The 21996-nt window shown below is 59.1% G+C and carries 24 protein-coding genes and 1 tRNA gene; 9 read left to right on the top strand and 16 right to left on the bottom strand.

Going from position 1 to position 21996, the window contains the following annotated elements:
- Positions 1–44 precede the first annotated feature (44 nt).
- The 4 genes from EQW76_RS18200 to EQW76_RS18215 all read right to left on the bottom strand — a co-directional run bounded on the left by EQW76_RS18200 (position 45) and on the right by EQW76_RS18215 (position 3339).
- A complete protein-coding gene (locus EQW76_RS18200; protein ID WP_224128614.1) occupies positions 45–1568 on the bottom strand; it encodes a type II and III secretion system protein family protein in 1524 nt (507 codons plus the stop codon).
- Between the two features lie 14 nt (positions 1569–1582).
- Positions 1583–2392, bottom strand: coding sequence for a Flp pilus assembly protein CpaB (gene cpaB / locus EQW76_RS18205; protein WP_142829997.1), 810 nt, complete (start codon positions 2390–2392; stop codon positions 1583–1585).
- Between the two features lie 126 nt (positions 2393–2518).
- Positions 2519–3028, bottom strand: a complete 510-nt coding sequence (locus EQW76_RS18210; RefSeq protein WP_142829995.1) for a prepilin peptidase — start codon at positions 3026–3028, stop codon at positions 2519–2521.
- 137 nt (positions 3029–3165) lie between these two features.
- On the bottom strand, positions 3166–3339 hold the full coding sequence (locus EQW76_RS18215) for a Flp family type IVb pilin (RefSeq protein WP_142829993.1): 174 nt from the start codon (positions 3337–3339) through the stop codon (positions 3166–3168).
- Between the two features lie 403 nt (positions 3340–3742).
- Between EQW76_RS18215 and EQW76_RS18220 the strand changes: the two genes are divergently transcribed.
- The 7 genes from EQW76_RS18220 to EQW76_RS18250 all read left to right on the top strand — a co-directional run bounded on the left by EQW76_RS18220 (position 3743) and on the right by EQW76_RS18250 (position 9263).
- Positions 3743–4162 carry a pilus assembly protein N-terminal domain-containing protein gene (locus EQW76_RS18220; protein ID WP_142829991.1) on the top strand — a complete coding sequence of 140 codons (420 nt, stop codon included), beginning with the start codon at positions 3743–3745 and terminating at the stop codon, positions 4160–4162.
- 93 nt (positions 4163–4255) lie between these two features.
- Positions 4256–4897 (top strand): TadE/TadG family type IV pilus assembly protein, encoded by a 642-nt coding sequence (locus EQW76_RS18225; RefSeq protein WP_142830246.1) that lies wholly within the window; start codon positions 4256–4258, stop codon positions 4895–4897.
- Positions 4898–4923: 26 nt separating this feature from the next.
- Entirely contained in the window at positions 4924–5514 is a 591-nt protein-coding gene (locus tag EQW76_RS18230; protein WP_142830245.1) for a TadE/TadG family type IV pilus assembly protein, read from the top strand.
- A gap of 125 nt (positions 5515–5639) precedes the next feature.
- A complete protein-coding gene (locus EQW76_RS18235) occupies positions 5640–6860 on the top strand; it encodes a phosphopentomutase (protein WP_142829989.1) in 1221 nt (406 codons plus the stop codon).
- Positions 6857–7825: an adenosine deaminase gene (locus EQW76_RS18240; RefSeq protein WP_142829987.1), complete on the top strand. Its 969-nt coding sequence runs from the start codon at positions 6857–6859 to the stop codon at positions 7823–7825. The genes EQW76_RS18235 and EQW76_RS18240 overlap by 4 nt, the downstream gene beginning before the upstream one ends.
- A 120-nt stretch (positions 7826–7945) precedes the next feature.
- Entirely contained in the window at positions 7946–8575 is a 630-nt protein-coding gene (gene upp / locus EQW76_RS18245) for a uracil phosphoribosyltransferase (protein WP_111215855.1), read from the top strand.
- A gap of 163 nt (positions 8576–8738) precedes the next feature.
- Complete coding sequence (locus tag EQW76_RS18250; protein ID WP_142830243.1) at positions 8739–9263, top strand: TIGR02281 family clan AA aspartic protease; 525 nt, start codon at positions 8739–8741, stop codon at positions 9261–9263.
- Positions 9264–9269: 6 nt separating this feature from the next.
- Here EQW76_RS18250 and deoA read toward each other — a convergent pair whose 3' ends face one another.
- From deoA to EQW76_RS18295, 9 genes are all read right to left on the bottom strand, one after another.
- Positions 9270–10583 carry a thymidine phosphorylase gene (gene deoA / locus EQW76_RS18255; protein WP_142829985.1) on the bottom strand — a complete coding sequence of 438 codons (1314 nt, stop codon included), beginning with the start codon at positions 10581–10583 and terminating at the stop codon, positions 9270–9272.
- A gap of 3 nt (positions 10584–10586) precedes the next feature.
- The gene (deoC, locus tag EQW76_RS18260) at positions 10587–11360 is read right to left on the bottom strand and encodes a deoxyribose-phosphate aldolase (RefSeq protein ID WP_142829983.1); all 774 of its coding nucleotides are present in this window, start codon (positions 11358–11360) and stop codon (positions 10587–10589) included.
- Entirely contained in the window at positions 11357–12166 is an 810-nt protein-coding gene (locus EQW76_RS18265) for a purine-nucleoside phosphorylase (protein WP_142829981.1), read from the bottom strand. The genes deoC and EQW76_RS18265 overlap by 4 nt, the downstream gene beginning before the upstream one ends.
- Complete coding sequence (locus tag EQW76_RS18270; protein ID WP_142829979.1) at positions 12163–12555, bottom strand: cytidine deaminase; 393 nt, start codon at positions 12553–12555, stop codon at positions 12163–12165. The genes EQW76_RS18265 and EQW76_RS18270 overlap by 4 nt, the downstream gene beginning before the upstream one ends.
- A gap of 1 nt (position 12556) precedes the next feature.
- On the bottom strand, positions 12557–13528 hold the full coding sequence (locus tag EQW76_RS18275) for an ABC transporter permease (protein ID WP_111215846.1): 972 nt from the start codon (positions 13526–13528) through the stop codon (positions 12557–12559).
- Positions 13529–13532: 4 nt separating this feature from the next.
- Positions 13533–14642: an ABC transporter permease gene (locus EQW76_RS18280; RefSeq protein ID WP_142829977.1), complete on the bottom strand. Its 1110-nt coding sequence runs from the start codon at positions 14640–14642 to the stop codon at positions 13533–13535.
- 7 nt (positions 14643–14649) lie between these two features.
- Positions 14650–16161, bottom strand: a complete 1512-nt coding sequence (locus EQW76_RS18285) for an ABC transporter ATP-binding protein (protein WP_142829975.1) — start codon at positions 16159–16161, stop codon at positions 14650–14652.
- Between the two features lie 74 nt (positions 16162–16235).
- Entirely contained in the window at positions 16236–17228 is a 993-nt protein-coding gene (locus EQW76_RS18290) for a BMP family ABC transporter substrate-binding protein (RefSeq protein ID WP_142829973.1), read from the bottom strand.
- 333 nt (positions 17229–17561) lie between these two features.
- Positions 17562–17882 carry a hypothetical protein gene (locus EQW76_RS18295; RefSeq protein ID WP_142829971.1) on the bottom strand — a complete coding sequence of 107 codons (321 nt, stop codon included), beginning with the start codon at positions 17880–17882 and terminating at the stop codon, positions 17562–17564.
- A gap of 228 nt (positions 17883–18110) precedes the next feature.
- Here EQW76_RS18295 and EQW76_RS18300 point away from each other — a divergent pair.
- A tRNA-Ser gene (locus tag EQW76_RS18300) sits at positions 18111–18200 on the top strand.
- A 70-nt stretch (positions 18201–18270) separates the two neighbouring features.
- Positions 18271–18510 (top strand): hypothetical protein, encoded by a 240-nt coding sequence (locus tag EQW76_RS18305; protein ID WP_142829969.1) that lies wholly within the window; start codon positions 18271–18273, stop codon positions 18508–18510.
- A gap of 43 nt (positions 18511–18553) precedes the next feature.
- Here the strand turns inward: EQW76_RS18305 and eutC are convergent, their stop codons facing one another.
- The 3 genes from eutC to EQW76_RS18320 form a co-directional block, all read right to left on the bottom strand.
- Entirely contained in the window at positions 18554–19342 is a 789-nt protein-coding gene (gene eutC, locus EQW76_RS18310) for an ethanolamine ammonia-lyase subunit EutC (RefSeq protein WP_142829967.1), read from the bottom strand.
- Entirely contained in the window at positions 19339–20742 is a 1404-nt protein-coding gene (locus EQW76_RS18315) for an ethanolamine ammonia-lyase subunit EutB (protein WP_142829965.1), read from the bottom strand. Before EQW76_RS18315 ends, eutC begins: the two co-directional genes overlap by 4 nt.
- A 199-nt stretch (positions 20743–20941) precedes the next feature.
- On the bottom strand, positions 20942–21934 hold the full coding sequence (locus EQW76_RS18320; RefSeq protein WP_111215833.1) for a sterol desaturase family protein: 993 nt from the start codon (positions 21932–21934) through the stop codon (positions 20942–20944).
- Positions 21935–21996: the final 62 nt, after the last annotated feature.

Genomic DNA, 21996 nt, shown 5'->3' on the forward strand with positions numbered 1-21996 from the left:
TCTCTCTCGGCGTTGGTTGACTGGCGGATCGTCATCACGCGCCCCTACTTGTAGATGAAGCCGACGGAGCCATGAAATTCGGCATCCGCGACTGGGGTGTCACGGCGGCCATAGACCTTGTTGACACGGTTGAGGAAGAAGGCGCCTGCATCGTTGGCGGGCGAGAAATTATCGTCCGGCCGTGACAGCGCGTTGCGGGCGACGGGACGGACGAGATAGGGCGTGGCGATGATCACCAGTTCGCTTTCGTCTCGCTCGACGCTTTTCTGCCGGAACAGGGCGCCGAGGATCGGGATTTTGGATGCACCCGGCGTGCCATTGGTGGTCTGCTGGATGTTGTCGCTGAGCAAGCCGGCAAGCGCGATGGAGCCGCCGGATGGCAACTCTACAGACGTGTCGGCAGCGCGCTGATTGTAGGTCGCTGTACCGGCCGTTCCGACCGGTTCGGAAACCTGTGTGTTGATGTGCAAGCTGATGCGACCGGCAGAGAGCACCACGGGCGTGAACGAGAGGCTGATACCGTAGGTGTAAGGGGTGATCGTGACCTTGCCATCGCTGTCGGTCGAGGAATAGAGGGTCTGGCCACCGGAATTGAAGGTGGCCGCCTGCCCGGAAATTGCCGTCAGCGTCGGCTCCGCCAAGGTGCGAATGGCCTTGGCCTGCTCCAATGCGTTCATGTAGCTGTGGATGTCGTACTTGCCGACCGCAAATTTGAAAAGGGCAGCCAAGCCACCATTGCCGGCCGCGACAGCAGGATCACCGCCAATCAGGCCTGTGGTGGAATTTGTGTTGATGTTTCCAAGTTGGGCGACCGTCAGGCCGGACGAATTTCCGACAAGGTTATCGAAGCCAATCTGCTTCAGGACGCTCCGCTTGATCTCAGCAACGGTGACTTTCAGCGTTACCTGGTCTTCGCCATCGATCTGCAAAAAGTTCTTGATGGAGGACGTCTGCCGGTTTTCAGCGAAAATCGCCACTGCGCTGCTGGATCCGCTGCCGCTGGCGGTCGTGTTTCGGGTCGTTGCTTCGCCACCCTTGAGGAACGCCTGCGCAAGGTCGACGGCGCGCGACGAATCCATCGGCGTGCGGACGGTGCCGGTCAGGACGATGTTGTCGGAGACGATTTCGACATGGATATCAGAGTCTGGAATGAAGCGCTTGAGATTGGCCTGCAGACCTGTGATGTCGCGCTCGATGGAGATGTCGAGGGTCGCGACTTCTTCACCGTTGGCGCCGAACACGAAGATGTTTGTCTGGCCGACCGTCTTGCCGAAAAGGTAGATGCGGCGCGAGGTGCGTGTCACCGCGTCGGCCATCGTCGGGTCGGAGACGAGGATATCATGGGCATCGGCCGGCAGATCAACGACCAATGCCTTGTTGAGACCGAGATTCAGCCGCTTGTGGTTACCGATCCCGGCGATGGTCACGATGCTGTCGGACGTCTCGGCCAGAGCTTCGTCTACCGACAGGAAGTGCGGCACGATCTGCAGGGGCAGGCCGCCGAAGGCGACAGAGAATGCGAGCAGCGCCGAGAGCGAACGGCTGGTCCCTGGTTTAGTCATCCGCATGGTCGCGCCCTCTTTCATTGTACCTTGACCGCCGCGCCGCTTGGGACGATGGCGCCGGATTTGATGACCTGCACGACAGATGCACCACTGTCTCCGGACAACAGGTAGTCGGCAGCGCCCGTATCGGGCTCCTGCGCATCTGCGACCGAGCGCAGTGCCATGGACAATTTGTCAGCCATCTGCTGTGCCGTCGCCAGCACCTTCGCCTGGTCGGGGGTAAGTTCCAGCGTCGCGGTCGCACCGACGGCTGACTTCGAGCCATCAGGCTTCTGCTCGATCTGCTGGTCGATAGCGAGCACGCGCACGTTGCTCAGAATCGTCTCTGTCTGAAACTTGGCAGAATCGCCCTTGCGAACCATCAAAATATCGACGCGGTCGTTGGGAAGAATGAAGCCACCCGCGCCTGTCGCGACCGAGATTTCCGTGGCCACGGCCCGCTTGCCGGCGGGCAGCAGCGAGGAAAGGATGCGGCTGTTGGAATCGGCGACCTTTTCCTCGCGGATCGGTTCGCCTTCGAAGATCGGCAGGCGAACGACTGAGCCGAGCATATCTTTCAACGCATCGGGACGGTCCGTCTCGGTGATGACGCCCTTGACGACACCCGCCTCCGGCCAGTCCATCCAGCGGATCGAGCTATCGTTCAAGCGTGAGCCGATGGGCAAGTTGGCGGCTGCGACCAGAACCTTGACGGAGGGTTCCCTCTGCATCACCGTTGCAACTTCCGGAACGACATTGCGACCGCCCGCAAGGCGCATTGCCAGTACGCCGGCAAGACCTGCCGCGCCAACTGCAACAACGAGAATGATCAGGCGAGCGGGTTTCATTATTCATCCTTGGGAACAAGACTGTTCGCCACTAAGGATGCACCGCAATTGGTATACTTATGGTTAATGAATGACTTACAACTTAGCTTAAGAAGTCATGAATACAGACTTCCTTCCAACCCGAGATCATGACTGATTGAGAGCAGCCAGAAACAGGGGAGACGACGGGAAAGCGATAAACCCGCCAATGCCGATCGCGATGCCGTACGGTATTTTCTTAGCATGTGTCAGGGATTGGGGTATCGACATACCGATGACGGAAAGGATGTCTGCGCGGGCGCGCATGGCGAAGATCAGCACTGTCATGATGCCGCCGACGACGCTGACATATACGGCGAATTCCAGGAGAGACTGGTCGAACCCGAACCACAATGCGGCGGCGCTCAGGAGCTTGGCATCGCCACCGCCCATAATGTTGAGCGCGAAGAAGCCGAAGCAAAGGGCAAAGACAATCAGCGCACCCAGAAAATGCATTCCGATTACTGCTAGCGGCAGACCCGTGAAGGGGGCGACCAGCAGAAATGCCCCGACGAGGATGACGGAAACCCGATTGGGGATGGTCATAGTGAAAAGATCGGAGAATGCAGCAACCGCCATGCAAAGCGGAAAAATCAAGAAAATTGCGGCCCCGATCATACTCATCTCCATAAAGTCGCTGTGATGGTAACAGCCATTGCCTAAGGAAGAATGACCGGTCTATGACGCCGGAAATGGCAAAAAGCCGCTGCCCTGAGGGGATGCGGCTTTTCATTCAAATTTATCGGCGAGAATTATCAGCCTGCGTAGTTCAACTTGCCAGCAATGTTCTTGAACTGGTTGTTCAAGGCACCGCCGAGGGTGGTTGCACCGGCGATCAGGGCTACGGAGATCAGAGCAGCGATCAAGCCGTATTCAATTGCAGTCGCACCGGATTCGTCTTTCAAGAAACGCGCGAAAAGCTTGGTCATGGAAACTCCTACTCCACATGTTGACAGCAAGTCCGCCAACTGTTTGCCGTTGATCGGATGAGGGGAAATTATCGAACGGCTGTTTCAATCGACTTAAAAAAAATAGTAAACAAAATGATAATAGGCTTTCGCGATCATGGTAGTTAACGAAGAGAGTGATTAACGTATAGTATTGTTTCGAGTCATCTATTGCACGGCAGCAGCAGCGACAGACATGTCACAGAGTAAATCAAACGGCTCCTTACGATACATAGATCTCACCTTCAAATTCCCATTTCTACACATATGGTGCCATCAACCTTCATCAATCGACGCATTATTCGGCATATTAACGCTTAGTTTACTAATACTTTTCATTCTATCGCGTACGAGCACCGAGAATTCGCCCGAGAGGCCCCCCTTCATGTTCCAGCAAGGCAGATCCGTTTTATTCGGCTGCATCGTCGCAGCGACAGGACTCTTGCCAGGGATCTCCGTGGCCGGGGACAACATGCTGCGGGTGTTCATGGATCATGCACGCATACTGAGGCTAGATCGCCCGGTCAGCAAAGTGATCATCGGAAACTCGCAGGTGGCCGATGCGACAGTCGCGGATCCGAAGACGATCGTTTTGACAGGTCGCAGTTTCGGCACGACGAACATCGTTCTTCTCGACTCCGACGGCAACGCGATTGTCGACGAGCGTATTCTTGTATCGATCGACGAAGGCAATACGGTTCGCGTCTATCGCCAGACGGAGCGCTCCGTTCTTTCCTGCACACCGAACTGCGAGGTTCACGCTCAGCAAAGCAGCGCTGCCGCACCGGTTGCCGCCACGCCATAGACGATGTCTTGGCATCGGAAGTTTAAGAGAAAACGCAACGGAATATCAATGAAGTCCGCATAGGGTCCGCGCGTTGATAGAAGCGTGGAAATCATGATGACGGTGGATGGGCAGGACAAAGGTGACACCGCGCTAGTCCGGCATCCTATCCTGAAGCGCCTCAGACGCATCGTGCGCTCGAAAGATGGGGCGACGGCAATTGAGTTTGCCCTGCTGGCGGTCCCCTATTTCATCATAATCTTTGCGATCATCGAGACATTCGTCGCCTTCACTGCCGAACAACTGGTGGTCAATGCCACGGATACGCTGTCGAGAAAGCTTCGCACCGGACAGATTACCTACGCGATGGGACGCACCGCGACCGACATGGATCAAACGAAGTTTCGGACCGCATTCTGCGCCGAGATTGCCATTATGATCAGCTGCTCCCCGAGCGAGATCGCCACACCGGCGAAATTGTATCTTGATGTTGAGACCTACACGTCCTTCGCCGACATTCCAGTGAAAATTCCTCGCGTCTCCACTGCCGCGTACGCCGACATAGATCCGTCGGGCTTCAAATTTGCGCCAGGCGGCCCAAGTTCCATCAACATGGTGCGAGCTTATTATCGTTGGAAGATTACAACCGATATCGTGCGGCCCTATATCACCACAATCCGACCGGCCAACGGTTCGATGCCGACCGACTTCCTGATTATCGCCACAACGGCCTTTCAAAATGAGAAATACCCTTGAGCGCCCCGGATCTACACAGTTACGGGATGCGCCGGAGGCTGCAACGGGCGCTCGATAGCCGTATTGCGCGCCTCGGTTTGCGCCTGGTGCGCGACAAGGGCGGTGTTGGCGCCATCGAATTCGCCATACTCGTTCCGGTCCTGCTGCTTCTGTACCTCGGCGCGCTGCAGACGACGGTCGCGCTCAGCGTTGCCCAGCGAACGAGCCGCGCGGCAGGAACTGTCGCAGATATCGTTACGCAGCAGTCGACAGTATCGAAATCTATTCTCTCGACCATGCCATCCGTCGTCAATGCAATCTTTGTGCCTTACGCCACTACCGGCATGACGCTGAAGATCACCGGCATCCAGATCGATGCCAGCAGCAAGGCTACGGTGCTTTGGTCGTGGGAGCAGGACGGGACGACTGCCTATGCGGTCAATAGTGCTGTGACAGGGGTGCCGACCGCACTCAACAAACCAAATTCGTTCTTGGTCAGAACCGAGCTTGGGGTGCCTTACAAGCTCATCAGCTTTGGACCGGACTTCCTACCGGCGGGCATGAATTCGATCACTATGCAGCGGCAATATTTCTACCGTCAGCGCACCGGAACTTCGATCAAGTGCGACGATTGCTGAGGCGCTGACGCAGGACGACGAGAACCCGGCGAAATTGCCAAGTGCGTACTGCCACTATATGGGTACTCGCCTGCAAGCCGCCGGAAGATCCGTTGCGGATACTGATCGTCTTTGTCGGGTAGCTCATGGCGCGCGCTTTTCTCTTCGTTCTTGATTCCTTCGGCGTCGGCGGTGGCCCGGACGCAGCATCCTACGGCGACCAGGGCGCCGATACGCTTGGCCATATTGCCGAGTTTTGCGCCGCAGGAGCGGCAGACCGTGCAGGCCTTCGCGCGGGTCCGCTGACGCTCCCTAACATGTCGGCGCTGGGGCTGATGCAGATCGCCAAGAGTGCGGCTGGTGCCTACCCCGCCGGAATGACGATGCCGGAGCGCATTTATGGTCTCTATGGATGCGCCAATGAAGTGTCGCGCGGCAAGGACACACCCTCCGGTCATTGGGAAATCGCCGGTACGCCCGTAACCTTCGACTGGGGCTATTTTCCAGCGGAGGGCGACGCGTTTCCCCCGGAGTTCGTGGCGAGCTTCTGCCGTGCTGCCGAAATCCCCGGCATCCTCGGCAATTGCCACGCATCCGGAACCGACATCATTGCCCGCCATGGCGAAGAGCATATGCGGACCGGCAGGCCCATCTGCTATACGTCCTCGGATTCAGTATTCCAGATAGCCGCGCACGAAGTGAGTTTCGGGCTCGATCGCCTGCTGCATGTGTGTCGCATCGCCCGGGCGCTGCTCGATGAATTCAATATCGGGCGTGTCATTGCCAGACCGTTCGTCGGCAGTACGGCTGCAAATTTCGAGCGCACCGGTAACCGTCGTGATTTTTCCGTCCTGCCGCCGGAGCCGACGCTGCTGGATCGGCTGGTCGCCGGTGGCCGAAAAGTCCATGCGATCGGCAAGATCGGCGATATCTTTGCCCATCAGGGTATCTCGACGGAGGTCAAGGCAAACGGCAACGACGCTTTGATGGACGCATCGTTGAAGGCAATGGAGTATGCCGAGGACGGCGATCTTGTGTTCACCAATTTCGTCGATTTCGACATGGTCTATGGTCACCGTCGCGATGTAGCCGGGTATGCTGCCGCACTCGAGGCATTCGATGCGCGCCTTCCGGAGGTGCATCGCAAGCTCAAGGCGGGCGATCTGGTGATCCTGACCGCCGACCATGGCTGCGACCCCACCTGGCGCGGCACCGACCATACCCGCGAGCGCGTCCCGATCATCGCCTACGGACCCGGCCTCCGCTCGCGTGCCATCGGCATTCGTCAAAGCTTTGCCGATATCGGCGAGACCGTCGCTGCCCATCTCGGCATTGCCGCTGGACCCTACGGGAGGAGCTTTCTGTGACATCGCACCTGAAAAAGATCGAGCTTCATTGCCACCTCGAGGGTGCCGCTCCGCCGAGCCTCACGGCAGAACAAGCGCTGAAATACGGCGTCGATACCCGCGGCTTCCTGCGCGATGGTACTTATCTCTGGAATGATTTCGCGGAATTTATCGTCGCCTACGACCAGGTCGCGTCAGTCTACCGCACAGAGGAAGACTATGCCCTCCTGACCGAGACCTATCTCGAGGAGCTGGCGGCCATCGGAACTATTTACAGCGAGTTGATCGTGTCTCCGGACCACGGCGACCGCATCGGCCTTGGTGCCGATGCCTATATTGCCGGAGTATCGGCCGGCATTCACGCGGCAAAGGCGAGAACCGGGATCGAGGCCCGGCTGATTGTCACCGGGGAACGGCATTTCGGCCCTGAGCGCGTCATCAAGGCTGCGGAATATGCCGCACGGAGCGACAATCCGCTGATTACCGGTTTCAACATGGCAGGTGAAGAGCGCATGGGGCGTGTTGCCGATTACGCCCGGGCCTTCGATATCGCGCGCGACGCGGGCCTTGGCCTGACGATCCATGCCGGCGAAGTCTGTGGCGCCTTCAGCGTGTCAGATGCCCTCGATCTCGTTCGCCCGAGCCGCATCGGCCACGGCGTTCGCGCGGTCGAGGATAGCGAGCTTGTCAGGCGTCTGGCGGATCTCGGCACAGTCCTGGAGGTCTGCCCCGGCTCCAACATCGCACTGAATGTCTTTCCCGACTTCGAATCGCATCCGCTACGCCGTTTGAAGGAGGCGGGGGTCCGCGTCACAATCAGCTCCGACGATCCGCCGTTTTTCAAGACGTCGCTGGAGCGCGAATATGCGTTGGCGCGTTCGGCATTCGGCTTCAGCGAGGCCGAGATCAACGCGATGACCCGCACCGGTCTGGAGGCAGCCTTTGTTGACGATGAGACACGTTCAAGGCTGCTAGCCATGATTTAAACACGTCTGCAATCAGAGACTGGGGATGCTTGGAACCGAATCGCCGCGTTCTCTTGCGGTGAGGGCAACTTCCGTGGAAGAACAGGTTTTATTCTGAAATCCAAGCGGAAGGCTGAAATCATGGACGGCGTTACGGTTATCAATCACCCGCTTGTGCAGCACAAACTCACCATCATGCGGCGCAAGGACACCTCGACCGGCAGCTTTCGACGCCTGCTGCGCGAGATTTCGACACTGCTCTGCTATGAAGTCACACGCGACCTCGAACTGACGATGGAAACGATCGAGACGCCATTGCAGGAGATGGAATCGCCGATCCTCGAAGGCAAGAAGCTCGTCTTCGCGTCGATCCTGCGTGCCGGCAATGGCTTGCTCGAAGGTATGCTCGACCTCGTGCCTTCAGCACGTGTCTCGCATATCGGCGTCTATCGTGACCATGAGACGCTGCAGCCGGTGGAGTATTACTTCAAGGCGCCGGAAGATATTGCCGAACGACTGATCATTGTTGTAGATCCGATGCTGGCGACCGGTAATTCATCGATTGCAGCTATCGACAAGCTGAAGGAACGCGGCGCTCACAACATCCGCTTCCTCTGCCTGCTGGCCGCACCGGAAGGTCTCAAGAATTTCACCGACGCGCATCCCGATGTGCCTGTCTACACTGCGTCGATCGACAGTCACCTCAACGAGAAGGGCTATATCGTCCCTGGCCTTGGTGATGCCGGCGACAGGATGTATGGGACCAAATAGACTTCATACTTCCTTAACCTATGCCTGTATTTGTGCGTTTCGTTTCTCAAATCCGCTCGATTACGCCAAGCGACGTTAGTAACTTGGCAGTAATCTTAAGATAAGGGTCACAACACATCACGCCTCGCATGACGCCAGGTTTATACAGGAAGGATTCTTGTCGATGCTTGTACGGAGCCTCGTATTTGCTGGCGTTTTCGCGACGCTCGCCACCCAGGTGCCCTCGTTCTTCCAAACGAGCGGCGCCGCCCAAAATCCGGTACCATCCCTTCTCAGCATCTCCGCACCTTCACAACAGCCGCTGGCAGTCGATTCCCATGGCAATGTGCAGCTCAGGGCAGATGCGCAAGGTCACTACAGCGGAAATTTCAAGATCAACGGCAAGTCCGTGCAGGGCCTGATCGACACGGGCGCTACCTACGTGGCCCTGAACGAGACGACTGCCCGCCATCTCGGTTATGCGATGGCATCGCTCGATTTCCGCAATGCGGTCAACACCGCCAATGGCCAGACGAAAGCCGCCTATGTGCGCCTCGACCATATCGATATCGGCGGTATCCGTGTGCGTGACGTCGATGCACTGGTCCTGAAGGATGAAGCTTTGAGTTCGACCCTGATCGGAGTCAGCTTCTTGAAGAAGCTGGCTTCCTACAGCGTCGAGGACGGCGCGCTCCGCATGGAACAGTAAGCCTCTTCAGCCTGAAATACGCGCCACGATGAGCGGTGCCTGATCGGGCCGCTCCTCGGTGATTGTGTATGTCGCCGAAACAATGGAAGCCGCCCTTTCGGCGGCGGACATCTCTGCTGCGTGGACGGTGGCGATGCGGTCACCCTTCCGGACGAATGACGCTAGCGGCAGAAAATCGCTGAAACCTACCCGATGATCGATTTTATCCTCCGGCCGAAGACGACCGCCGCCGAGCGCGATGACCTCCATACCGATGGCGCGTGCGTCGCAGCCTGCAAGCCAGCCATCGGAAGTGGCAAGAACGGCTTTCTGGACAGGCGAGCCAATGAGATAGGCGTCTGGCCGGTCCATGAGATCGGTCGGTCCGCCGAGACCCTCGACCATGCGTGAAAATGCTTCTGCGGCTGCACCAGACGCCAGCGCTTGACGCGCCAGCTCCTCGCCGAGCTCGAGGCTGGCCGCCATTTTCGCACCGACCAGCATCTCGGCGGCGAAAGCCAGTACCAGTGTTTCAAGCCTGGTCCCTGGTTTATCGCCTTTCAGGCATTCGATCGCATTGCGCAGTTCCAACACGTTTCCAGCAGCGTCGGCCAAGGGTTCGTTCATGTCGGTGATCAATGCCGATGTCTGCAAGCCGGCGCCGTTGGCGACTTCTACAAGCGAATGAGCCAGCACTTCCGCCTCTTCCCGGGATGTCATGAAGGCGCCATTGCCAATCTTGACGTCGAGGACCAGCGTCTGAAGTCCGGCCGCAAGCTTCTTCGACAAGATGGAGGCCGTGATGAGCGGTACCGAATCGACTGTGGCAGTCACATCCCTGATTGCATAGAGGCGTCGGTCAGCGGGAGCGAGCGAAGCGGTCTGGCCGATGATCGCGCAGCCTGCCTCCTCGACCACCTTGCGAAAACGTGCCGCATCCGGCGTAATGTCGTATCCGGGGATCGATTCCAGCTTGTCCAGCGTGCCGCCGGTATGGCCGAGGCCACGACCGGAAATCATCGGAACGGCAAGGCCGCAGGCAGCGGCAACCGGCGCCAGCACCAGCGAGACGTTGTCACCGATGCCGCCGGTCGAATGTTTGTCGGCTACCGGCTTATCGAGGCCCTTCCAGCTCAGGCTATCGCCTGAGTGGGCCATCGCCAGCGTCAGCGCCACCGTCTCGTCTCGCGACATGCCTTTGAACCATACGGCCATCGCGAAAGCACCGATCTGGCCTTCCGACAGTTCGCCGCGGGCAAGTGCACCGATAAAGCTGTCGATATCGGCGGCGCGCAGGGCTTCGCCGTCACGTTTCCGCCGGATGAACTCCTGCGGCATCATCTGTTAATAGCCGGCGGCGAGCGTGATCGGCGGACCGCCGCTAAGGACTGACAGGATATCGTCCAGCAAACCGGATGCACCGAAGCGGAACGTCGACGGCATGGCCCAGTCTGGCGCCATGATCGTCTCGGCAAGCCGGAGGTAAAGGGCAGCCTCGGCAACCGAACCGATACCCCCGGCGGGCTTGAACCCGACCTTCCGGCCACTGTCGCGGATGGTCCGCAGCATGACATCCGCCGTTTCCAGCGTCGCATTGACGGCGACCTTGCCGGTCGATGTCTTGATGAAGTCGGCGCCGGCAGCAATCGCCAGTTCGCCGGCGCGCCGGATCAGGCCCGTGTCCTTCAGTTCGCCAGTTTCGAGGATAACCTTGAGGAGAATGGGGCTCGCACATTCGGCACGGATTGCCGCGACCATTTCGGTCACCGCCGGCTCGTCACCAGCAATCAGCTTGCGATAGGGAATGACGAGGTCGATCTCGTCTGCGCCATCGGCGATTGCCTCCCGCGTTTCGGCTGCTACGTCGGCAACCTCCATGTCGCCTGCCGGAAAATTGACGACGGTGGCAATTTTCACCGCATGGTTTGTGCCAAGAATACTGCGGGCGCGGGTAACGAAGCGGGGCCAGATGCAGATTGCCGCGCTGTGGCCAAAAGGCGTCTGGGCGCGCGCGCAAAGCGTGACGATCTGCGTGTCGGTGCAATCGTCTTTCAGGTTGGTCAGATCGAGCAGGGAAAGTGCGAAAGCGGCCGTTTCCCGATGCGTGTGGTCCGTCATATCTCATCTCCTCCGCCGGCGATCATCTGCTTCAGGATCGCCGCGAGACGGGCGCCGCCGATCGGCGCCATATCCTTCGTCTCTTCATGACTGAGTTCACCCCCGGTCATGCCGGCCCCATAATTGGTTATGACGGATGCCGCCGCAACCCGCAGACCAAAGAAACGCGCCAGAATGACTTCCGGCACTGTCGACATTCCGACTGCGTCGGCGCCCAAAACCCGTGCCATGCGGATCTCTGCAGGTGTTTCGAAGCTTGGTCCGGAGAACCACATGTAGACGCCCTGCCCCAACGGGATGCCGCATTTTTTGGCCGCGCTGTGCATGCGCAACGCCAGTTCTGCGTCATAAGCGCTGGTCATGCCGACGAATCGCTTGTCGCTGTCGACACCGATAAGCGGGTTCATGCCGGAATAATTGATGTGGTCGGTGATCTGCATAACCGCGCCCGGCGGAAGCTCCTGCCGCAACGAGCCGGCGGAATTTGTCAGGATCAACTCCTCGATGCCGAGACCGGCAAGGACCTCGATGGGCACGCGCATGGCGTTTGCGTCGCCCTTTTCATAGTAGTGGACACGACCGGAGAGCATGATCACAGGCTTGCCGCCCAGCGAGCCCACGACGACTTCGCCGGCGTGGCCGGAGACACCGCTGACCGGGAAGCCCGGCAGATCGCCATAAGCAATCCGCACGACATCATCCAGCTCCTCCACGAGGGCTCCGAGGCCGGAACCAAGGATGATACCGGTACGCGGTGTCTGGCCACCCAGCCGGTCGCGCAAGAGACTGATAAGGGCGCCGGTCATCCGAGGATATCGGTCTCGAAGCTGAAGGGTAGGAGCTCCTCCATCGTCATGGTCTTCTGGACGCCGGCCTCGTCGCAGAGGTAGATTTTCGTCCCCTTGCCGGCAAACTCGGCGATCTTCTGGCGGCAACCGCCACAGGGCGGGCAGAGCGCAAGTTTCTCGGCAATCACCGCCATCTCGACGATCTTTCTGCCTCCGCCCATGATCATCATGCTGATCGCAGTCGGCTCGGCGCACCAGCCTTGAGGAAAGGAGATGTTCTCGATGTTGGCGCCGGCATAGACCTTTCCGTCATCGGCACGGATGGCGGCGCCGACCGGGAACTTCGAATAGGGCACATGAGCGTGGGTCATGGCCGCGCGGGCGGCTTCAAACAGATCGTGCGACATTCTATCGCTCCTTGGTATAGGGCACGCCACCGGCCTTCGGCGGGCGGGCGACGCCAATGAAGCCTGCAAGCAGGATGCAGGTGAGGATGTAGGGCAAGGCCTGGAAAATCTGTACCGGCACCTGGCCGATCAGCGGCACGGACTTGCCCTGCATGAAGTTGGCGAAAGCATCGAGGAAGCCGAACAGCAGGCAGGCAAACATGACAGGCACAGGCTTCCACTTGGCGAAGATCAATGCGGCCAGAGCGATGTAACCCTTGCCGGCCGACATGTCCTTGATGAAGGCTGCGGACTGGGCAATCGACAGATAGGTGCCGGAAAAGCCGCAGAGAATGCCGGCGCAGATGACAGCACGGTAGCGCAGCCAACTCACCGAAATGCCGGCCGTATCGACGGCACCGGGATTTTCACCGACGGCGCGCAGCCGCAATCCGAACCGGGTGCGATAGAGGATCCACCACGAGACCGGCACGGCCACGAAGGCGAGGTAGGTCAGGCTGTTATTGCCGGACAGGACGTCAGCATAGAGCGGGCCTATCACCGGGACGCTGCGGATCTGATCGGCACCGGGCAGGATGATCGGCGAGAAACGGCCATCGCCGGAAACCTGCGGCGTACGCCCGCCCTGGCCGAACCACGCCTGGCCGAGAACGATGGTAATACCTGCGACAAAGAAGTTGAGGGCGACGCCCGACACGATCTGATTGCCCCGGTTGGTGATCGAGGCAAAGCCGTGCACGAGACTAAGCGCGACCGAGGCGGTGATGCCGCCGGCCAGGCCGGCCCAGGCCGAGCCGGTAAGATAGGCAATGCAAGCGGCCGCAAAGGCAGAGGCCAGCATCTTTCCCTCAAGCCCGATATCGAACACGCCGGCCCGTTCGGAGAAAAGACCTGCCAGTGCCGTGAAGATCAGGGGAACCGAGAGACGGACAGTGGACCCGATGATGCTGATGAGGACGTCGTAATAATCCATGATGCTATCCTCCCGTCCTGGCGATTTTTTGATAGATGCGCACCAGCGCCGGGCGGAACATGTATTCCAGCGCACCGGCAAACAGGATGACGAGACCCTGGATGACCAGGATCATTTCGCGTGTGATGTTCGGCATGTCGAAAGAAAGCGCATCTCCACCCTGGTAGAGGATGCCGAACAGCAGGGCTGCGAGGATAATGCCGACGGGATGATTGCGCCCCATCAGCGACACGGCAATACCGACGAAGCCGGCGCCACCGACGAACTCGACCTGCAGGCGGGCGGAAGCTCCCATCACTGGGTTTAGCGCCATCATGCCGGCGAGACCGCCCGAGATTAGCATGGCGATGATGACCGTACGGGCATAGGGAATGCCGGCGTAGATGGCAGCCGACGGGCTGATGCCGAGGGTCCGCATCTCGTAGCCAAGCTTTGTGCGCCAGATCAGCAGCCAGACGAGAAAGCACATCACCAGTGCGATCAGGAAGGAGACGTTGAAGGGTGCCGCGCCGATGGTCGAGCCGAACATCTCGATCAGCCATCCGAGCTTCGGTAACTGTCCCCCTTCGAGGAAGGTGCGCGTTTCCGGCGCCATCTTTCCGGGCACGATAAGAATATGCGCGAGCAGATAGACCATAAGCGCCGAACAGATGTAGTTGAACATGATGGTCGTGATGACGATGTGGCTGCCACGCTTGGCCTGCAGCCAGGCAGGAATGAGGGCCCAGGCTGCGCCGAAAATTGCAGCACCCACCACCGCGAACGGCATGGTTACGTACCACGGCACATAGCGGTCGAGCGCCAGTGCCACCAGCGCACAGCCAAGGCCGCCGAAATAGGCCTGACCCTCGGAGCCGATATTGAACAAGCCGGTGTGGACAGCGACGGCGACGGACAGCCCTGTGAAAATGAAGCTGGTCGCATAGAAAAGCGTGAAACCGATGCCCTCGCCGTTTCCAAGCGCGCCCTGGAGCAGCAGCACAAGGGCTTGTACAGGGTCTTCGCCGATGATCCAAACCACAATCCCGGAAATCAGGAAGGCGAGCAACAGGTTCATGACTGGAATCAACCCGTAGGTGATCCAACTGGGGAGGCGGACGGATGCAGTACTCATTCAGGCCTCACGCGGCAATACCGGCCATCATCAGGCCGAGGGTCTGTTCACCGGCATCAGCCGTCTTCTCGCCGACCACATGGCCGGCGAACATCACCAGGATACGATCCGACAGTGCGCGGACTTCATCCAGTTCTACCGAGACCAGCAAGACGCCCTTGCCCGCATCGCGCATCTCGATGATGCGGCGATGGATGAACTCGATGGCGCCGATATCGACGCCACGTGTCGGTTGGCCGATCAGGAGCATCTTCGGATCACGCTCGATCTCGCGAGCAACCACGATCTTCTGCTGGTTGCCGCCGGAGAAATTGGCGGTGCGCAGCCGGGGATTTGGCGGTCGGATGTCGTATTTCTCAATCTTCAGCGCCGCGTCCTTGCGGATCGCCTCGAGGTTCATGAATGGACCGGTGCTGTAGGCCGGGTCCCGATGATACCCCAGGATGGAATTCTGGTACTCCTCGAACGGCAGCACCAGGCCCATGTGATGGCGGTCTTCCGGAATATGCGCCAGTCCCAATGCCCTAAGATGGGCCGGGTCGACCTTGTCGATGGTCTTGCCATGCAGCAGGATTTCGCCCGAAGTCGGCTTGCGTATCCCCGCCAGCGCCTCCAGCAACTCCGACTGGCCGTTGCCGGCCACACCAGCGATACCGACGATCTCACCGGCACGGACATCGAATGAAACATTGTCGACCATGGTAACGCCACGACCGTCCTTGACCGTGAGATTGCGCACCGACATGACGATCTCGCCCGGATTGGCGGCGCCTTTCTCTACCCGCAGGAGGACGCGGCGGCCGACCATCAGTTCAGCCAGCTCCTCGACGGTGGTGTCGGCAGTCGTGCGCGTCGCAACCATCTCGCCGCGACGCATGACCGACACCGTATCAGTGATCGCCATGATCTCTCGCAGCTTATGGGTGATCAGAAGCACCGTCTTACCCTGGTCGCGCAGGACGCGGAGAATTCTAAACAGGTGGTCAGCCTCTGCCGGCGTCAGAACACCGGTCGGCTCGTCGAGAATGAGGATCTCGGCACCGCGATACATGGCCTTGAGGATCTCGACGCGCTGCTGCAGCCCGACGGGGAGCTCCTCGATCAGCGCATCCGGATCGACATCAAGGCCATAGTCCGTCTCCAGCCGCTTCAATTCGGCGCGCGACGCTGCCACGCCCTTGGCAAGCAAGGCGCCGCCCTCGGCGCCGAGCATGACGTTCTCGAGGACCGTAAAATTTTCGACCAGCATGAAATGCTGATGCACCATTCCGATGCCGACATCGATGGCGGCTTGGCTGTCGCGGATGGTGACCGATTTGCCGTTGACACGGATCTCGCCGCTATCGGCTTGATAGAATCCGTATAGGATCGACATGAGCGTCGATTTCCCTGCCCCGTTTTCGCCGATGATCCCGTGGATGGTGCCCTTGGCGACGGTCAGGTCTATGTTTTTATTGGCGTGTACGGCACCGAACTTCTTGTCGATACCCACAAGCTCGATGGCAGGCGGTTGGCTCACTATACTGCTCCAGAAACGGCACGTCCGGATATGAAAAGGGCGTATGGCGGCTCGCCATACGCCCTTCCGTCAACTCATTTCGGGCAGGTGTTGTCGGCCGTGTAGTCGTGAACGGTGACCTTGCCGGATACGACATCGGCCTTGGCCTTGTCGACGGCAGCCAGCATTTCAGCGGTTACCAGCGGCTTGTTGTTGTCATCCATGGCAACGGCGACGCCGTCTTCCTTCAGGCCAAGATGCTGGGCACCGGGCGTGAACTTGCCGTTCTTGGAGTCCATGAAGGCGTCGTAGACTGCAAGATCGACGCGCTTAACGACCGATGTCAGAACCGAACCGGGATGCAGGTAGTTCTGGTTCGAGTCGACGCCGATCGAAAGCTTCTTGTTGTCGGCAGCCGTCTGCAGGACGCCGAGACCGGTGGCACCGGCAGCCGCGTAGACCACGTCCGCACCCTGATCGATCTGGTTCTTGGTCAGTTCGCCGCCGCGCACCGGATCGTTCCAGGCTGCGCCTGTCGTGCCGGTCATGTTCTGCAACACTTCGATCTTCGGATTGGTCGCACGCGCGCCCTGCTCGTAGCCACATTCGAACTTGCGAATCAGCGGAATATCCATGCCGCCGATGAAGCCGATCTTGCCTGTCTTCGAAGACATGGCAGCCATGACGCCGGCAAGGTACGAGCCTTCATTTTCCTTGTACATAACTGAACGGACGTTCGGCAGGTCGACCTGGTCGTCGATCAGGACGAACTGGGTCTTTGGAAATTCTGCGCCGACCTTCTGCAGTGCCGATGACCAGGCAAAGGAAACTGCGATAACCGGATTGAAGCCCTTGCTGGCAAAGTTGCGCAATGCCTGTTCACCCTGCGTATCGCCGCTTGGCTCGAAGTCACGGTAAGCGATGCCGGTTTCCTTCTTGAACTTCTCGGCGCCATTGTAGGCCGCTTCATTGAAGGATTTATCGAACTTGCCGCCTGTGCCATAAACGATTGCCGGCTTGATATCCGCAGCGAGAGCCGACGCCGACATCGCGGCCAAGGCAAAAAGGGTCAAAACAGATTTTTTCATTAGCGCAGCCCTGTTGTTGCTATGATGGGGTCCTCCCGCAAGCCCGTTTTCCGGGACATGTCTGCGGAACCGCCGACCTCCCCCGAGGCCTGGCTTGGGCGCATCCTTGCATGCTGACATCTAAAATTCATCAGAAATTTTTCAGTTGGTAAAGATTTGTGAGAACTGCCGAAAAGGCAGCTTGGCTGGCTGATTTTTGACCGCAGAGGACGCTAATATGCGGCTTTTCTAGTCATTGGGATGCTATTCCACGCCAAACGCGCTGGACCATAGCCTTCGATATACCATCCATGAAACGAGGATTTTGGCCTTATCGGGCTTACTCTGGACGGCTTAAGCCAAATACCGGCCCGTGGCCGGGACCCGCCTGTAGCCCACCATCCACAGCAGCAACGATGCCGCGAGGAGCACGGCAAAGGCCGGCTGCGACAAAGACCACTCTACGGCTGGCAGATAGAATTTTCCACCGCCGTCCCCGGCCGGCATTGCCGATTGCAGCTGCTCGAAGGTGGAAGGGCTGAAGCTCTTCCAGAGATCGGCGAAGGATGTGATGACTAGGGACGAGGAGGCGACCGAGCGGATGGAATCGATCGTTCCTGCGATCGTTGCCATGACCAGGCAGACGAGGCTTCCCAAGCGCAACAGAAAAAGCATTCGATTCCTCCAATGGCCCGGATCCAGCGGTCAATGGCCTACTGCCTCCGACTTGGCCACCCCCTGCCATGGATATGTCAGAGCCGCTATCTGCGCAATATGCATTGGAGGACGGTTTGTGCAGAGAAGTCGAAAATACTCTTGCTTAAGGGGTTGATCCCCGCGCGTTCCTCGGTATATATCGCGCCGTTCCCACGATTGCTCCTTTACCGGATGCGAAGTGCAGATGGACAGGTGGCCGAGTGGTTTAAGGCGCACGCCTGGAACGCGTGTGTGCGTGAAAGCGTACCGTGGGTTCGAATCCCACCTTGTCCGCCATCCCTTCGATTGATGGCATTGTCGATACCCGGTGAGGTGCGAGCTGCCGGGGGCGACATCGGAGACTGACATGGCCGCGCGCGACCGCTTTTCAAAAAAGCTCATCTGTCCTCAATGCGGACATTCCGGTTTTGCCGAAGCATCCGAGGACGACGACCGCAACCGGAAAACCCCTGGTTTTGCGATCGATGTGATGCCGCGTGGCTTCTACGAGCAACGTGCCTCGAAATTTCAGGAAAGCTCGATCATCCGCTGCCATTGCGGCCGCAAATTCCCTTTCCGCGCCATCACGGAGCCAGCTCACAATTGATGGAAGCCCAGCGTCGTTCACACACTCCGTAGGGGTACGCGGCCTATCCCAGCAGAACAAATGTCGGACTGTTGTCTTTCAATTGTACCCCTGTCGCCTGCATGCGGAAAGCTTCCTCGATCAACCAGACCAGCTTGTGGGCCGCTTCCCCGAAAGACAGACCGCCGGGCCGGATGTTAGAGACGCAGTTGCGGTCGGCATCGCTCTTTCCGACGCGCGGATCGAAGGTCAGATAGGCGCCGATGCTGTCGGGAGACGACAAGCCAGGCCGCTCGCCGATCAGCATCAGCACGCAGCGGACACCGAGCGCCACCCCGACCTCGTCGCCAAGAGCAACGCGGGCATTGCGCGCGATGGCAACCGGCGAGACCGTCAGCTGTTTGACGCGCAATATCGGCGACAATGCCCTCAGCAAAGGTTCGACATTGCGGTGGATGGCAGTGGCTGACAAACCATCGCCGATGACGATGCCGATATCCGCGCCTTCTTGCCGATCGGCGAAAAGGATGGCCCGACTCTCGTCTGCAAGCCGCCGTCCGAGGTGCGGCCGCCGCAGATAACTTTCGCGGCTGGGCGCAGCACTTTCCACGAGCAACGGCTCGAGCCCCATCGACTTGACAATGGCCGCTACGGCATCGGCGTCGAATGCCAGATGCACCGCGTCCTTTGCCTGTGCATGGGCCAGACCGAAATTCAGAACTTCCGATGTCGGCAACGACGCGCCGGCGCGGCCGAGCGCTATGCGGGCGGTGGTGTGGCTCTTCAGCCCGGCCCAACCATCGATGTTGGCAAGCGAGGCGCGACGTCCGGCCGGGATGTCACCATTGCTCATGCTGCCGCTCCCATCATCGTATCTTCGGCAAGCGACATCAACGCGTTGTTCGAAGCGCTTTGCGACAGAAGCCGGCCATCGGCATCGCTGATACCGCTGCTTTGCAGCCATGACTCGAATTCAGGAGCCCGTTTGAGGCCCAGAAGTTCGCGTACATAAAGCTGATCGTGAAACGACGTCGACTGATAGTTCAACATGATATCGTCGGCACCGGGAACACCGATGACGAAATTTACGCCGGCCGTCGCCAGCAGGGTCAGCAGCGTGTCCATGTCGTCCTGGTCGGCATCTGCGTGGTTGGTGTAGCAGATGTCGGCACCGATCGGCAGGCCCATCAACTTGCCGCAGAAATGATCTTCCAGCCCCGCGCGAATGATCTGCTTTCCGTTGTAGAGATATTCCGGGCCGATAAAACCGACCACCGTGTTGACCAGAAGTGGCTCGAACTGCCGGCAGACGGCATAGGCGCGGGCCTCCATCGTCTGCTGGTCGACGCCGAAATGGGCATCCGCAGACAAAGCCGACCCCTGGCCGGTCTCAAAGTACATGCAATTGTTGCCGACAGTGCCTCGGTTCAGGGATCGCCCGGCGTCCAGTCCCTCCTGCAGCACTTTAAGATCTATGCCGAACGAGCTGTTGGCCTTCTGGCTACCGGCCACCGACTGGAAGATCAGGTCGACCGGCGCGCCGGCATTGATCATCTCTATCGAAGAGGTCACATGCGTCAGGACGCAGGTCTGCGTCGGGATCGAGAAGCGCTCGATCAACTCGTCGAGCATCCGCAGGATGCCGGAGAGGACTGCGGGATTGTCGCTGGCGGGATTGATACCGATCACGGCATCGCCACAGCCGTAGAGGAGCCCGTCGATGGTCGAGGCGAGGATGCCTTTGAGGTCATCTGTCGGGTGATTGGGCTGCAGGCGCACTGCCATCCTGCCGGGAAGTCCCAGCGTATTGCGGAAGGCCGTCGGCGTGTTGCATTTCTTGGCGGCGAGAATCAGATCCTGATTGCGCATCAGCTTCGAGACTGCCGCTGCCATCTCCGGTGTCACGGCAGGCGCGATGGCCTTCAAGGCTGCCGGTGTCGCCTGTTCGGACAGGAGCCAGTTTCTGAAATCGCCCACCGTTAGGCTGGCGATCGGTCGAAAGGCATCGGCATCATGGCTGTCGATAATCAGCCGCGTGATCTCGTCATTCTCATAAGGAATGACGGCCTCGTTCAGGAAGATGGGGAGCGGCAGGTCGGCGAGGCACATCTTGGCAGCGAAGCGCTGGACATCCGACTGAGCCGCGATCCCCGCAAGAGCATCACCAGATCGAGCAGGCGAGGCCACGGCCAGGACATCCTTCAGACCGTCGAACCGAAAGCGCTGGCCGCCGGCCGTCATCGTATAAGCCATAAGTTCGCGCCCCGGACTTCTATCAAGATTAAGGCCGACAGTAGCGTCCACCCTAGGCCAAGGGAAAGACTGCCATATGCGGGGCTGATATGCATAAAATGTAGAGCCGCTGTAATCTGGACCCCAATATGCCTATTTAGAGGGCATCAGATCTAAAACAATTCAGAAATGCGTCACCCGCATCTTGCGGGTCAGCCATTCATTTGCGGCCGATCAGTCGCAGCCTTCTTGCCAGCCGGGCAAAGTCGCTTTGCAGAACGGGCGGAACCACGTCGGTGGGCTTCGGCGCCTTGCCGATGATCTGCCGGCGTCCCTTGGCGGAAAAGGGCTGGGCGAGTTGGGCACGAAATCCCTTGGCGACCTTGCCACTGATGCCGATATCAACGGACGACGGGCGGGGCGGATTATAGTAGGTGCCGAAGATCTGGTCCCAGAGAACAAGGTTTTCGCCGTAATTCGTGTTGCCTTCGGCGAGCAGCCTGGAATGGTGCCAGCGGTGAAGGCGCGGCGTGCTGAGTATCCAGTCGAGCGGACCGGTTCTGACATCGATGTTGCAATGGGTCAGCAGCCCGACAAAGGCGGTGACCGCACCGATCCACAGGAAGACAGGCAGCGGCGCGCCGAGCAGGTAGAGCGGGATCTGGCTGAGCGCGATTTTCAGCAGTGAATCGATGAAGTGAAAACGGCCGGTGTTGATGACCCAGAGGCGCTCGACGCTGTGGTGCAGCGCGTGGAAACGCCAGAGCGACAGGTTTTCGTGGGCAACCCGGTGGGCGATGTAGAGGCCGAATTCGGCGACGATCAGCCCGAGAATAACCTGCAGAAACAATGGTGCATTATGGGGCCAGAGAAACGTCGGCGGACTGAACAAAGGCTGGGCGACGGTGGCGACGGCCATTGGAAAGGAGGTGCCGATGGCTGCAACGATCTGGACGCCACCCTTGTTGAGCAGCGTATGGGCGAAATCGTTGAAAGTCTCGCCGTCCCGACGCAGCCAGGTCTGCTCGTAGGGCATCAAGCGTTCGGAAAGACTGATGAGAATAACGACCGTCAGATAAACGACGTTGAACCATAACAGCGGAACCGAGGTCTTGAAGGCGAAATAGGAGCCGATCAGACCGCCGATGAAAAAGGACGGCCACAGCAGGCTGGAGATCGTCGTATAGATCAAGCCATGGGCTTTTCGGTCCATCTCGGTCGCGGCAGTCTCGGGCGCAAATGTCATCTTTTCATCGTCCTCGGTCCTGCATCGCT

The sequence above is a fragment of the Rhizobium sp. rho-13.1 genome, assembly GCF_007000305.1.
Lineage (GTDB): Bacteria > Pseudomonadota > Alphaproteobacteria > Rhizobiales > Rhizobiaceae > Rhizobium > Rhizobium rhododendri.